The organism is Bacillus multifaciens, assembly GCF_030756675.1.
GTDB lineage: Bacteria > Bacillota > Bacilli > Bacillales > Bacillaceae_G > Bacillus_A > Bacillus_A multifaciens.
In genome coordinates this window covers 46,549-60,530 of the sequence record NZ_JAVBXD010000012.1, presented here as the reverse complement: position 1 = coordinate 60,530, position 13,982 = coordinate 46,549, and the positions used below count along the sequence as shown (strand labels likewise).

13 protein-coding genes and 2 pseudogenes are annotated in these 13,982 nt (G+C 35.6%); 3 read left to right on the top strand and 12 right to left on the bottom strand.

Going from position 1 to position 13,982, the window contains the following annotated elements; translation table 11 throughout:
- Positions 1–35: 35 nt before the first annotated feature.
- Positions 36–1,337, bottom strand: coding sequence for a pyrimidine-nucleoside phosphorylase (locus Q9306_RS10145; protein WP_306197908.1), 1,302 nt, complete (start codon positions 1,335–1,337; stop codon positions 36–38).
- 198 nt (positions 1,338–1,535) lie between these two features.
- Entirely contained in the window at positions 1,536–2,207 is a 672-nt protein-coding gene (gene deoC, locus Q9306_RS10140) for a deoxyribose-phosphate aldolase (RefSeq protein WP_306197905.1), read from the bottom strand.
- 327 nt (positions 2,208–2,534) lie between these two features.
- On the opposite strand from deoC, the gene Q9306_RS10135 reads away from it, so the two are divergent.
- On the top strand, positions 2,535–2,897 hold the full coding sequence (locus Q9306_RS10135; protein WP_306197903.1) for a hypothetical protein: 363 nt from the start codon (positions 2,535–2,537) through the stop codon (positions 2,895–2,897).
- A gap of 63 nt (positions 2,898–2,960) precedes the next feature.
- On the opposite strand, the gene deoR is transcribed toward Q9306_RS10135, so the two are convergent.
- The 10 genes from deoR to Q9306_RS10085 all read right to left on the bottom strand — a co-directional run bounded on the left by deoR (position 2,961) and on the right by Q9306_RS10085 (position 13,090).
- Complete coding sequence (deoR, locus tag Q9306_RS10130) at positions 2,961–3,908, bottom strand: DNA-binding transcriptional repressor DeoR (protein ID WP_306197901.1); 948 nt, start codon at positions 3,906–3,908, stop codon at positions 2,961–2,963.
- Between the two features lie 132 nt (positions 3,909–4,040).
- Positions 4,041–4,949 (bottom strand): branched-chain amino acid ABC transporter permease, encoded by a 909-nt coding sequence (locus tag Q9306_RS10125; RefSeq protein WP_306197998.1) that lies wholly within the window; start codon positions 4,947–4,949, stop codon positions 4,041–4,043.
- 100 nt (positions 4,950–5,049) lie between these two features.
- Positions 5,050–5,910: a branched-chain amino acid ABC transporter permease gene (locus Q9306_RS10120; protein WP_306197899.1), complete on the bottom strand. Its 861-nt coding sequence runs from the start codon at positions 5,908–5,910 to the stop codon at positions 5,050–5,052.
- Between the two features lie 25 nt (positions 5,911–5,935).
- Positions 5,936–6,640 carry a branched-chain amino acid ABC transporter ATP-binding protein gene (locus Q9306_RS10115; protein ID WP_306197897.1) on the bottom strand — a complete coding sequence of 235 codons (705 nt, stop codon included), beginning with the start codon at positions 6,638–6,640 and terminating at the stop codon, positions 5,936–5,938.
- The gene (locus Q9306_RS10110) at positions 6,618–7,391 is read right to left on the bottom strand and encodes an ABC transporter ATP-binding protein (RefSeq protein WP_306197895.1); all 774 of its coding nucleotides are present in this window, start codon (positions 7,389–7,391) and stop codon (positions 6,618–6,620) included. Before Q9306_RS10110 ends, Q9306_RS10115 begins: the two co-directional genes overlap by 23 nt.
- Positions 7,392–7,627: 236 nt before the next feature.
- Positions 7,628–8,845, bottom strand: coding sequence for a substrate-binding domain-containing protein (locus Q9306_RS10105; RefSeq protein ID WP_306197893.1), 1,218 nt, complete (start codon positions 8,843–8,845; stop codon positions 7,628–7,630).
- Positions 8,846–9,113: 268 nt separating this feature from the next.
- Positions 9,114–10,037 (bottom strand): CobW family GTP-binding protein, encoded by a 924-nt coding sequence (locus tag Q9306_RS10100; protein WP_306197890.1) that lies wholly within the window; start codon positions 10,035–10,037, stop codon positions 9,114–9,116.
- A gap of 111 nt (positions 10,038–10,148) precedes the next feature.
- Positions 10,149–10,352, bottom strand: coding sequence for a copper chaperone CopZ (copZ, locus tag Q9306_RS10095; RefSeq protein ID WP_306197888.1), 204 nt, complete (start codon positions 10,350–10,352; stop codon positions 10,149–10,151).
- A 17-nt stretch (positions 10,353–10,369) separates the two neighbouring features.
- Positions 10,370–12,766 carry a heavy metal translocating P-type ATPase gene (locus tag Q9306_RS10090; RefSeq protein WP_306197887.1) on the bottom strand — a complete coding sequence of 799 codons (2,397 nt, stop codon included), beginning with the start codon at positions 12,764–12,766 and terminating at the stop codon, positions 10,370–10,372.
- A 12-nt stretch (positions 12,767–12,778) separates the two neighbouring features.
- Entirely contained in the window at positions 12,779–13,090 is a 312-nt protein-coding gene (locus Q9306_RS10085) for a metal-sensing transcriptional repressor (RefSeq protein ID WP_306197885.1), read from the bottom strand.
- 178 nt (positions 13,091–13,268) lie between these two features.
- On the opposite strand from Q9306_RS10085, the pseudogene Q9306_RS10080 reads away from it, so the two are divergent.
- A pseudogene (locus tag Q9306_RS10080) lies at positions 13,269–13,592 on the top strand (hypothetical protein); the annotation flags it as partial.
- Positions 13,593–13,741: 149 nt separating this feature from the next.
- A pseudogene (locus Q9306_RS10075) lies at positions 13,742–13,903 on the top strand (F510_1955 family glycosylhydrolase); the annotation flags it as partial.
- Positions 13,904–13,982 lie beyond the last annotated feature (79 nt).

Genomic DNA, 13,982 nt, shown 5'->3' with positions numbered 1-13,982 from the left:
CAATTCCTCCTCAAAGTAAATGTGATTATTAAGTATTAATCAGTGATAACAGTGTAGATTAATTTTGGGGCTTCCGCCTTTTCTGATATAGAGATATTTTCGTAAATTTTCGCTTTTACCTCTTCAACATCTTCGCGATTTGCATAAATCGTTACTAATGGCTCTCCTTCTTTAACAGCGTCACCAACTTTTTTACGTAACATTAAGCCAACAGCTAAGTCAATTTCATCTTCTTTCGTTGCTCGGCCTGCTCCTAGTAGCATCGCAGCAATACCAATTTCATCAGCAACAATGTTAGACACAACTCCTGAAGTTTTAGCTGGTACATCAATTACATATTTCGCTTGTGGTAATTTTTCCGGTTGATCAACAATTGAACTGTCTCCGCCTTGATTGTGTAAAAATTGTTTGAACTTCTCAATTGCTTTACCATTTTTCATAACTTCTTTTAACATTTCACGCGCTTCTTCTAGTGTATTTGCTTTTTTAGCAAGTACAACCATTTGGCTTCCTAATACAAGCACCAATTCTGTTAAGTCTTCTGGCCCTTCTCCTCTTAATGTGTCAATCGCCTCTTTCACTTCAAGGGAATTACCAATTGCAAATCCAAGAGGTTGTGACATATCAGAGATAACAGCCATTGTTTGACGTCCAACATTGTTTCCGATTCGCACCATTGCATGGGCTAATTCGATTGCATCTTCTTCTGTTTTCATAAATGCACCTGCACCTGTTTTCACGTCAAGGACAATTGCATCAGCACCAGCTGCAATTTTTTTACTCATAATGGAACTTGCGATTAATGGAATAGAGTTTACTGTTCCTGTCACGTCACGCAATGCATAAATCTTTTTATCAGCAGGTGTTAAATTTCCAGTTTGTCCAATGACTGCAACTTTATCACGGTTTACGATGTCGATAAATTGTTCTTTCGTAATTTCAACGTGGAATCCTTCTACAGCTTCTAATTTATCAATCGTTCCACCTGTATGTCCTAAACCGCGCCCAGACATTTTCGCAACTGGTACATCTAAAGCTGCCACTAACGGGCCTAAAACTAATGTTGTTGTATCACCAACACCGCCAGTTGAATGTTTATCTACTTTAACCCCTTCAATCTCTGATAAATCAATTGTTTCTCCAGATTCAACCATTGCCATCGTTAAGTCTGCACGCTCACGATCATTCATATCTTGGAAAAAGATAGCCATCGCAAGTGCGCTTACTTGATAATCAGGGATTGTTCCATCTGTATATCCTTTAATAAAAAATTGAATTTCTTCTGTTGTTAATTCTTTACCGTCACGTTTTTTCGCAATGATATCAACCATTCTCATCTTGATCACCAGTCCTTTTTATTTTTAATTATTAAAAATAAATCCTGTAAATAATAACGAGGTCTAGAATACCCATTAAGTACTTCATAAGATTCTCTCCCTACTCTTTGTATCCGCTTACATATATATTGATAAGAAAGTAATAGATACACTATTTCTTTACATTTCGTGTATCTATTGCTTTCAAACTCTTATAGATTAATAGTTATCTGAAGCGCCTTCTTTATCATTTAACACAATTGCAACGCTAGCACTTGCACCAATTCTAGAAGCACCTGCTTCAATCATCTTTTCTGCATCTTCACGTGTACGAACTCCCCCAGATGCTTTCACACCAACGTTTTCTCCAACAGTTTTGCGCATTAATGCAATATCTTCCGCAGTTGCCCCGCCAGTTGAGAATCCAGTTGAAGTTTTGACAAAATCAGTACCAGCTTTAACAGCTAATTGACATGCACGAACTTTTTCTTCATCCGTTAATAAGCAAGTTTCAATGATAACTTTTACAAGTGCTTTTCCTTTTGCAGCTTGTACAACTTCATAAATATCTTTTTCTACTAATTCATTATTTCCATCTTTTAGAGCACCAACATTGATTACCATATCTACTTCAGTAGCACCTTTTGCAATTACATCTTTTGTTTCAAATACTTTCGTCTCAGTTGTGTTTGCACCTAAAGGGAAACCAATAACTGTACAAACATCTACATCATGCCCTGCTAATTCTTCAGCTGCTAATTTCACCCATGTAGGATTAATACAAACAGAAGCGAAATTGTATTTTTTTGCCTCTTCTAAAACTTTCATAACGTCTTCTTTTTTAGTATCCGGTTTCAAAACTGTATGATCAATTAACTTTGCAATGTTCATTTTCTTCACTCCTCATATCTTTTAACAACTTCATTTTAACTCTCCCTTGAACAATTGTAAACATACTTTTGAAATTTTGTTCATATCTTTTTTAGTGAATTCTTTATTTAGACAAAAAAGAGAATCATTCTAAAAAGACAATAGAGAGCTGTCATCATAACAGCCCCCTTTTCATTTTCGATTTCAGTATAGAATATTTATTAAACTATAAATAGCAATATACATGAATTACGTTCCTTTTACGAAACTCTTTAAAGAGGATTATTCCATTAAAAAGAAGAATCTTAAACTGTAGTTTAAAATGGAAAACAAAGGTTGTGAACTCATTTGCTCAAATCTAAACCCTTTATACTAGCATTACTAATATGTATTATTTTGTCTGTGTTTGTCTTTCAAAAAAGGAAAGTAATTTTCCAGGAAGGTAACCCAATACCATTTGCTATAGCTATTTCAAAAATGATTGTCCATGATAAAGAAATGGTGGCAGTAGAACCAATAGATAATGAATATCCTTACTTAGTAAAACGAGGAAAAATGGAACCTTTCATTAATATGATGGAGAAAGATGGTTGGAATTTTGTAGAAAGAATAGAGACTACTAACGCTTTAGTTTTTGAAAAGGGAAATGAAACGAAAAGTATTCCTTATAAATACTATACGAGGTACTATACACTTATTTACTCATACTAAAAAAATCATGTATTCAAGAAAAAGGCTCCCTCAAAATACTACTTTTGAGGGAGCCTTCTATTTCTAATCTTTTTGATAATGTAACAATTCTTTTGCGGTATACTGATCTATAATTAACACATTCGCATATCCGCCTCTTAACGCACCATCAATTGCCTTTACTTTTCTAGATCCTCCAGCAACGAGAACAGAGCGTTTTTTTAATCGTAACTCTTCTAAATCAATTCCAATTGTACGCTGATTAATTTCTTCGCTACAAATGTTGCCGTCTCCATCAAAAAAGCGTGAACAAATGTCACCAACAGCTTGCTTTTTCAATAGATCCATTTCGTCCTTATCCAAATAACCTAATCGGAATAATAACGCTTCATCTCGAACAGTTCCGACAGTAAAAATTGCAATGTTCGCTTGTTTTCCCATTGCAATAATATGGTGGATATGTCTATCCTGTTCCACTAATTCCTTTGTCACTGCATTATCAAATATAACTGGGAGTGGTAAATTTCGCGGTGTCGTTTGAAAAGCATCTGCAAATAAAGCAATTGTCTCATTCGCATATGTATTTACACTTGAATGACTGATGCCCCCTTTTAATTGGACAACCTCCACTCCTTTTACATGCTGGGGTATAATTTTTCTGGCGATTTCATACATAGTCGTTCCCCAGCTCACACCAACAATATCACCATTTGCAACGGTCTTCTCCATATACTCAGCAGCAAACTTACTTATATACTCCGTAATGACCGTATATTCTGGTATTGGAGAAAATACGACATGTGCCTCTAACAAATTATATTTTTCTTTAAGTAAGTTTCCTACATTATCTAAATCAGCAAATGGATCAGCAATTTGAATTTGAACAAACCCTTTTTCTTTTGCATATTTTAACAATCTGGAAATAGTCGGCCTCGAAATGTTCAATTTATTTGCAATTTCTTGTTGACTATAATCGGATTGATAATATAACCTTGCGACTTCCACGCTCAATTGTTGTTTTTCTTTATCCATATTCGTTATTTCTATTCCCCTTCCTAACTTATTCTACCTTAATGGCATCATAACATTTCATGTTGTAAAATTCGACTATCTAAATGGGAAATTAAAACGGACTCTTCAATTGAAAAGTCCGTTTTTATAATATTAAACACCATGCTCAATTTGCTCCTTCTTCGCTTTATTCTTATGTCGTTTCCAATTCACCAGCTTCCTGACTGTTCCTAACATCCCTGTTGGAAGACCTAATAAAACGATGATGTACAATAAACCAAGAAAAATTGTCCATCGTTCAAATATTGGGTACTGCGCAGCAAGCTCTGACAAATAGTATTTCAACGATTCAATGATGCCTGCCCCTATGATCCCTCCTACTAATGTTCCAATGCCGCCGATTGTTGTCATTAATAAAGCATTTAGCGTCATGTCAATTGAGAAAACGGTCGTATTTACAAATCGAAGTGTAATAACAAATAGTGCACCGCTCACAGATGCTACAATTCCAGCTACAACACTCGCAATTACTTTATAATGGAGGATTTTATAACCAAGTGCCTCCACACGTTGTTCATTTTGCGAAATCGCTTTCAATACTTTTCCAATTGAAGATTTCGTAAACAGTTGTAGTGATAAAAAAATAATCAAAAGACTCATTAATGTAATATAGTAAAATGTGAAGCGGTCTCGAAATATATCAGGCACACGGAATGTAAAACCATCTCCCCCATGCGTGACGGTTCTCCACTTTTCAGCGAGCACAAAGAATAGTTGAGAAATCGCAAGTGTTAGCATCGCATAAAAGTGACTTTTTAATCGTAAGGAAAGCATACCAATCATATAACTAATAACTGCTGATAAAACGACTGCTACTATAATCCCTATTAAAAAAGTTGATATGGATGCTTCTTGTCGATCGAATAAGAGTGCGACACAATAAGCACCAATCCCGAAGAACATACAGTGTCCAAACGAAACGATTCCCGTATAACCTAATAAAATATCAAAACTCATTGCAAAGATTGCGAAGATGAAAATTTGTGTAAACAAGATTAACATGCTCCTTGAATCGTTTAAGAAAGGAAATATGATAAAAAAGAAAAGAACTGCACCTCCAAAATACAAACTAATTCGATTAGATAATGTGCTCATAACAATCTCACCCCTTTTCACCAACAATTCCTGTCGGCTTAACTAATAAGATAAATAACAGCATTAACATGTTTATCGCAAGTGATAAATCTGGCACATAATACGCTGTAAAAGCTCCTGCCAAGCCAACAATTAATGATGCGATTACCGAGCCTTGCACACTACCTAATCCGCCAATGATTACAACGATAAAAGCTAAAATAGCATACTGCATTCCCATTTCAGCAAAAATAACTCCTGAATAAGGTGCAAGAAGAAACCCACCTAACGCCGCCATTCCGGCTCCTAATAAAAACACGAAAGAAAAGATAGCCTTCACATTAATTCCAAGTGCTTGCACCATTTCTTTATCCATTACACCCGCACGAATCATAAGTCCAATTTTTGTCTTCCGAAGTAACAATACAAATCCGACGTAAACGAATAAACCAATTACAATAACAAATAAGCGATACTTGATTAATATAATCCCATCAAATGTAAAACTTCCTTGTAACCAATTCGGTAATTTAGCTCCAATCGGATTTGGTCCCCAAAATATTTTTATACACTCACTAAGCACAAGCATGCCACCAAGTGTAACTAATAGCTGTCGAACATGATTTCCATAAACAGGACGAATGAGAAACCTTTCTAATAGCAGGCCAAGAAACATGCCAATCACAATAGCACCAAATAATGCAAACATGTAATTGTCTGTTACTTGAAACAACCACACCCCAGTAAAAGCGCCCCACGCAAATAACCCACCATGAGCGAAATTAAGAACGTCCATCAAACCGAAAATAAGTGTTAAGCCAGATGCTAATAAAAAAATAAGTACACCTGTCGAAACACCATTTACAAATAAATTCACTAACACATCCATATCTTTCACCTCACCCATATAAAGGTTAAGAAATCCCTAAATACTTATGGCACGTTTCCTTATTTCCCTTCAGCTCACTCATCGGGCCATTATGCACAATCTTCCCATTATCCATAATGTAAAAATAATCACCAATTTGACTGGCCATCATAAAGTTTTGTTCAACAAGTAAAACAGTTGTTTTTTCCTTCATTTTCAAAATTGAGATCATCAACTTCTCGATCATAATTGGTGATAAACCTTTACTAGGCTCATCAATAAGCAGTAGACCTTCGCTATTAATATAAGCCCTTGCAATAGCAAGCATTTGCTTTTGCCCTCCACTTAATAATCCACTCTTTTTCTGCCAAAATTGTTTTAAGTCAGGAAAAAGATTCAGCATCCATTCCACTTTTTCATCTGTTTCTTCATTTTTTTTCGTTTGCGCAAGAGCGAATGTTTCTTCAACCGTTAAATCGGAAAATATCCCTTGATTTTCCGGTACATACCCCATACCTTTTCGAGAAATTACATGTGTTGATAGCCCATTTACTTTCTCACCACCAAAATAAACAGCTCCGTTAGAAATTGTATAAAATCCCATTATTGAGCGCAGCGTTGTTGTTTTCCCTGCTCCGTTTCTTCCAAATAAGACTGTAATTGTCCCTTTCTCTACTTCAAAAGAAACACCTTGTAAAATATGAAACTGATCTAAATACGTTTCGATATTATCCACTTTTAATAGTGTCACTGTATAATCCCCCTAAATAGGCAGTTTGCACACGCTCATCCTTCATAATCTCTTCTGGTAATCCTTCAGCTAATAACTCTCCCTGAAATAACACAACGAGATGATCAGATAATTGAAGAACCATATCCATTTTGTGCTCAATTAATACAATTGTTTTTTCACGATCATTTTTTATATTTTCAATCACTTGTAGAATTGCGGGAACTTCTTCAATAGAAATACCAGCTGTCGGTTCATCTAACAACAACAGGTCAGTTTTTAGTGCTAAAAGCATTGCAAGTTCCAATTTTCGCTTTTCCCCATGGGCTAAATCTTTTGCAAGTACTTCTTCCTTTTCATTCAGCAATACATCCTCGAGTAAATGACGCGCTTCTTCTTGTTGCTGCTTATATCGTGGTAATCGCGGAAAGAAACTATAGTAATCTTTCGCATAAGACTGTACACCGAGCCGAACATTTTCAAGAACCGTTAATTCTGGAAAAATGTTCGTAAGCTGAAAAGAACGTCCCATGCCAAGACGTGTTCGCTCTGGAACCGTTCGTTTTGTAATGTCACGTTCCTTAAAATAAATCTCCCCTTTTGTTGGAGAAAGTTGACCACTTAACAAATTAAAAAGGGTCGTTTTCCCTGCTCCATTTGGCCCGATAATGGAAATAAACTTTCCTTTTTGTATTATCAAATTTACATCTTTTATAACATGATGCTCTCCAAATGAAACTGACAGGTTGCGAGTCTCTAACAATTTCTCCACACTATGTCCTCCTCACAAAGGATTCCTTTATAAAGTGAAATTTTATCAGCGGTGGTTTTATTCACAACTTAAACTATACTAGTTGTTATTTCCTCTTTATCTATCCGTAAATCTTACGTAAGTTAAGAAGTTATCCATCCCTTTATATAGGAATGGATAACTATCATCCAATAGTCTTTATACTCAATTGACTCTACTAGATAATTTGTATACCTTTATTTTTCTAATTATTCTGATTATTTATTGCGAATTGGCGGTTCTGTTTCTGACATTTTTAATTCCCTCTCTAAAACTGGGACTGGATAATCAATCCCATCTTGTTTTTTCAATGTAATGGAATAAAGCGTTTGCAAAGCTTGATGATCTTGCGCACGGAATTTCATTGTTCCTTTTGGTGTTTCAAATTCCATTCCTTCCATTTTCTTAATGAGCGTATCAGCATCCGTATCACCTTTTGTTTTCTTTAAGGCCTCAACGACTGAAATAGCAGCTGACATCCCCCCAGCTGTAAACAAGTCTGGAACAGCACCGTTAAATCGCTTTTTATGTTCTTCTACTAACCAATCATTCACTTTATTTTTTGGAAGCGTATTATAATACACTGAAAATCCTTGCATGCCAACTAACGCATTCATTGTTTTTAACGCTGCAATATCAGGTGCACCCGTTGAAATTTTAATGCCTTGCTGCTCAACATTCATATCTTTTAATTGCTTCCACGGCGAATTTGCGCCTGCCCAAACAATAAATAAATAATCTGGTTTGGAGCTTATAATATTTTGGATATTTGCTGTAAAATCAGTAGAATTCGCATCAGCATATTGCTCATTTACAATGTTTGCGCCTAACTTCTTTGCTGCATCTTTAAATGCTGCAATCCCTTCTCTTCCGAATGCATTGTCTTGAGCTAGGGTCGCAATTTTTACATCTTTCTTGGCAATTGATGCTGCACCAGCAATTGCATCTTGAGATGAATTTCGTCCTGTTCTAAAAATATATTTATTCCAGTTCTTCCCTGTAATACTATCTGCTACAGCAGGCTCAACAACCATTATTTTTTTATATTCTTCAGCCAATGGTAAAACTGCTAACGTATCACTTGAACTAGATGAACCAACTAAAAAATCTACTTTATCTTCTTCTAATAGTTTCGTAGCCTTCTTAACAGCTACATCTGCTTTTGTTTCCGTATCTTCTACAACAAACTTAATCTTTTTCCCTTCTACTTTTCCTGTTCCACCTGTTGCATAATCAAGACCAAGCTCAAATCCATTTACTGTTTGTTTACCATACGATTCAAGCGGGCCAGTTAACGAAGCAAGTACACCTACCTTAACTGTTTCCTCATTACTTGTACTTGTTTTCTTTCCAGAGCACCCAGCTGATACAAGCAGTGATCCAAGTATACAACCCGTACACACCATCTTTAGCCACTTACGTCTTTTCACTGACATCATAATTCCTCCCCTATCATTTACCTTCCTAGAGAATTGAATACACTGAAGCGAAACACCCGTAATCATGACATTTATCAACCGCTACGATGAAACAAAATTTCTTGAAGTATCTCTAACTTCTCCAACCATTCCCAAATCCCTTCCAGTTCATTTATAAATATTCACTAAGAAAAAGTTTATATCTTAAATAAAAAAGGGAATGACTAAAAAATAAGTCATTCCCTCTTTATTAAAATATTCATCTAAAAACAACCGTACACAAACTTTACAATTCAACTTGTTCCAAAATTTCTAGCTCTTTCTTCAGTTTCGCCTTATCTAAGTTCTCTCCAATAATGACAAGGTTTGTAGGGAACCCAAAATCCTGTTCCAATAAAGATGGAACACCATATGAATATTGCAGCAAAGTTGGGTATTTATCGCCATGAAATTTCACAAATCCTTTTACACGATAAATTCCCTCAGGTAAATTAGAAAGCCATTCGTACAATTTGCCCTGATCAATTGATTTTGTAAATGGATAGGTCATCGTTTGAATATGTAAATGCTGTTTCACATGTAACTTTTCATGATTTTGATTACTAGCGAGTTTTACATCTTCGAAATCCTCTAAAGATATATTACAATACTGCGTTTCGTATAATTTTGCATGTTTATTTATTAACGCTACTTCCTCAACAATCTGTTTCTTCTCTTCGCCCTTAAGCAAATCTGATTTATTGATCAAAATATGACTTCCATATTTCATTTGTTCGTTTAGAAGTTGTTGTATGCTTTTACTTAATGTTTCCCGATTTAACCACCTAATTGCATCTAATACAACAATAATGGACTTCACTTCAATATAAGGAGCTAAAATAGGCGAAAGACAAGCGTCTAATACTTCAATCGGATGAGCCACTCCAGTTGTTTCTATATAAACTACATCCGGTCTTTCCTCTTGATATAAAGAATGTAACTGAATTTCTAATTCATCTTTCATCGTGCAGCAAATACAGCCTTTTAAAAGTTCTCTTAAAATATTTTCGCGTCCTACAATATCTGTATCTACGGAGTATTCACCGATTTCGTTCATTAGTACTGCTACTTTTCGATTTTTCTTCTTTTCCGCTAATAGAAGATTTTGAAGCAGCGTTGATTTCCCGCTCCCTAAAAATCCACCTAAAATATGAATTTCTACTTTGTTCATATGATCAACCATCCATTTCCATGTTTCTTACTATATAAATCCAAATTTTAAAAACGACAGGCCGTTTTTAATAAAACGGCCTGTTTACTATAAATCATTGAATTTCCTTACTTATTGCACGTCATATCCTTGATCTTCAATAGCTTCTTTCATTTTTTCTACATCTACTTTTGCTTCATCATATTCAACATTTACAGTTCCTTCTTGCAAGTTTACTTCTACTTGTTGTACTCCTGCTAACTCTGAAAGTGCATTTGTTACTGCCATTTTGCAATGATTACATGTCATTCCTTGTACGTTTAATGTAGTAGTCATATTAAATTCCTCCATATTTATATTTTAACGCGTTTCAAGCGAAGTGCGTTCGTCACAACCGATACAGAGCTAAATGCCATCGCTGCTCCGGCTACCCAAGGCTCTAATAATCCAAATACCGCCACAGGAATACCGATTGCGTTATAGAATAAAGCCCAAAACAAGTTTTGACGAATATTTTTCATCGTCTTACGACTTAACTCAATTGCTTTTGGTATATGTGATAAGTCACCGCCAACTAACGTAACATCTGCAGTTTCAATCGCTACATCTGCACCTGTTCCAATTGCCATACCAATATCAGATTTTGCAAGAGCTGGTGCATCATTAATACCATCACCTACCATTGCTACTCTCTTTCCTTGTTTTTGTAAATCCTCTACAATTTTCGCCTTATCCTCTGGCAATACTTCCGCAAATACATGATCAATATGAACTTGCTTTGCAATCGCCTCAGCAGTACGTTTATTATCACCTGTTACCATGTATACTTCAATTCCCATTTGTTTAAGGGTTTGGATTGCCGTCTTTGAACTTTCTTTTACTGTGTCAGCAACAGCGATGATTCCAGCAAGTTCCCCATCAATTGCGACAAGCATCGCTGTTTTACCTTGAAGCTCTAGTTCTTTCATCATTTCTTCATGCTGTGAAATTTCTACTAATTGTTCATTCATCAACTTGCGCGTTCCCACAAGAACTTTTTTGTCTTCAATGTTTGCTTCAATGCCGTGTCCTGGAATGGCTGAAAAATGCTGCAGCTCTTTTAATTCTATCTTATTTTGTTTCCCATACTCAACTATTGCATGAGCTAATGGATGTTCGGAAGCACTTTCAGCTGAAATCGCATAATGGACCATGCCATCTTGAAATTGTAACACGTCAGTAACTTCTGGTTTCCCTTTTGTTACTGTTCCTGTTTTATCCAACAACACTGCATTGATTTTATGCGTCCCTTCTAGGTATTCACCTCCTTTAAAGAGAATACCCTTCTCTGCTCCTTTTCCCGTACCAACCATAATCGAAGTTGGTGTAGCCAGACCTAACGCACACGGACATGCAATAACAAGAATCGCAATTCCTACTTCCAATGCTTTTGGTAAATCTCCTGATGTTATAAAGAAATACCATACAATAAAGGCAACCACAGCGATCGCTACAACAATAGGAACAAAAATACCTGAAATGATATCAGCTAATCTTTGAATAGGTGCTTTAGATCCTTGCGCTTCTTCAACAATTTTAATAATGCCGGCCAATGCTGTGTCCTTTCCAACCTTTTCAGCTTGAATCGTCAGCAGTCCGTTAGCATTAATAGTTGCTCCAATAACAGGATCTCCTTCTTTTTTATCTACTGGAATAGACTCTCCAGTAATCATAGATTCATCGACAGAAGATATCCCCGAAATGACAATACCATCTACGGGTATTTTCTCCCCTGGCTTTACAATAATCCTATCTCCAATCACGACATTTTCAAGCGGTACTCTTACTTCTTCACCATTCCGCACAACAAGCGCATCTTTCGCCTGTAAACTAAGCAATTTAGAAATTGCTTCAGTTGTCCGTCCTTTTGCCATTGTTTCAAAATACTTCCCGACCAAAATTAACGTAATTAACACTGCACTTGTTTCAAAATATAGATCAGGCACATATTCATGATTCCCTACTGTTTTCAATGTTTCATATAGACTGTAGAAATAAGCTGCTGATGTTCCTAAGGCAACTAACACGTCCATATTGGCACTTTTATTTCGAAGCGCACGATAAGCACCTACATAGAAGTGTCCTCCAATATAAAATTGAACAGGTGTTGCTAATAAAAGTTGAAACCACGGATTCATAAGAATATGCGGCATTGGTAACCCTGTATCAAACGGCATATGTCCAAACATTGTATAAAGTAACGGTAAGGACAAAAGAATCGAAATAATCAATTGACGCTTTTTCGTCTTAATTATTTCTTCTTTTCTATTTGAATGCTTTTCATTCTCGTTGCGTATTTGCGCCTTATATCCAATTTTCTTTATCTTTTCGACAATACTTTCTGTTGAAACTAAACCTTCATTGTATTCGACAACAGCGCTATTGGTAGCTAAATTAACAGTAGCCTGTGAAACGCCTTCCATTTTATTTAATACTTTTTCAATTCGAGTGGTACAAGCTGCACATGTCATCCCTTCAATATCAAGAGTAACTTTTTCTGCGGATACGATATACCCCAATTTTTCAATTTTTACTTTTATATTAGAGATTTCTTGCTGAGACGGATCATATTTAATACTTGCCTTTTCCATCGCTAAGTTTACGTTAGCTTCTACCCCATCCATTTTATTTAGTACTTTTTCAATTCGAGTGGCGCATGCTGCACATGTCATTCCTGTTACTCCAAGAGTAACATGTTTTTGACTCTCCATTGTATACCCCTCCTATTTTGAAAACTGCTTAATTACATTCATTAATTCTTGAATCGATTCGTCTCCATTTCCCTCATGAATTGCCTTTGCAACGCAATGCTTTGTATGACGCTCCAACAAAGAAAAACCGACCTTATTTAACGCTGCATTAATCGCTGAAATTTGAATTAAAACATCAACACAGTAGCGGTTATCTTCAACCATCTTTTGTACACCACGTACTTGCCCTTCAATACGTTTTAAACGTTTTATCACACTTTGAATTTCCTCTTCAGTTCGAGGAACCATTTTTTTATCTATATGATTTCCTTCGCAATGATCCATTACTATCACCTCATGTATTGGAATTATCAATCTTTCTATACATTATACGGGTAGGGGGTATAAAAAAACAACTGTTTAAATGCCTATTTTTTGAAATTTTTTCAAAGAAAATGTATATAAAGTGAAACTTTAATCAGTGGGGGTTTTCTTCATCCTCCACTGATTATTAGTTGAACCAATCGGGCTTCGCTTTCATCTATATTCTGCTTTAGAAGGCATGTTCTCCGGATTGATGGCAGGTATGATGGGGGCTATGATGACGAAAATGTTAAATGCGCAACAAGCACACAGTATACTTCTCACTAGCATCTTGCTCACAATTACTATTACTACGTCATGTATTATTCAATTCCTATCAGAAACTTATTCTTCTTATATTCACCGCCGATTTCTATTTTTTCTTTCAGTTAGCATCGGAATTCTTCTAACCGTTTTCATAACATTCCCAGAGCATACTTCACCAAATTCTTCACAACATGAGCAACATATACATAAACAATAGTACTTACAAACGATTAACGCTCCTTTTTACTTCTCCATAATTTCTTGATAATCATCTATTATACTTAGGGCGTTAATCGTATATTAGAAAGGAAACTAAACATTTGCAGAAATTTCTAATCAACAGTTTAGCTATTACATCCCTCTTGAGATTCTAAAGATCAAATCATATATATTTCACAAAACCCTCAAACTCCAGCTGAAATAGTATTTGCTAGGACTAAGACAAATGTATTTCTTACTACTAATAAAGAGAAAACATGGAAACAAATTAATAAAGGGGCTGACCTCAAAAGGCACCTTTTATCTTAATACATGCAAACGTTCATGGCAGAACACTCTATTCTTTCATTCTTCCTAAATATTTGATTCATCATTATATACATAAATA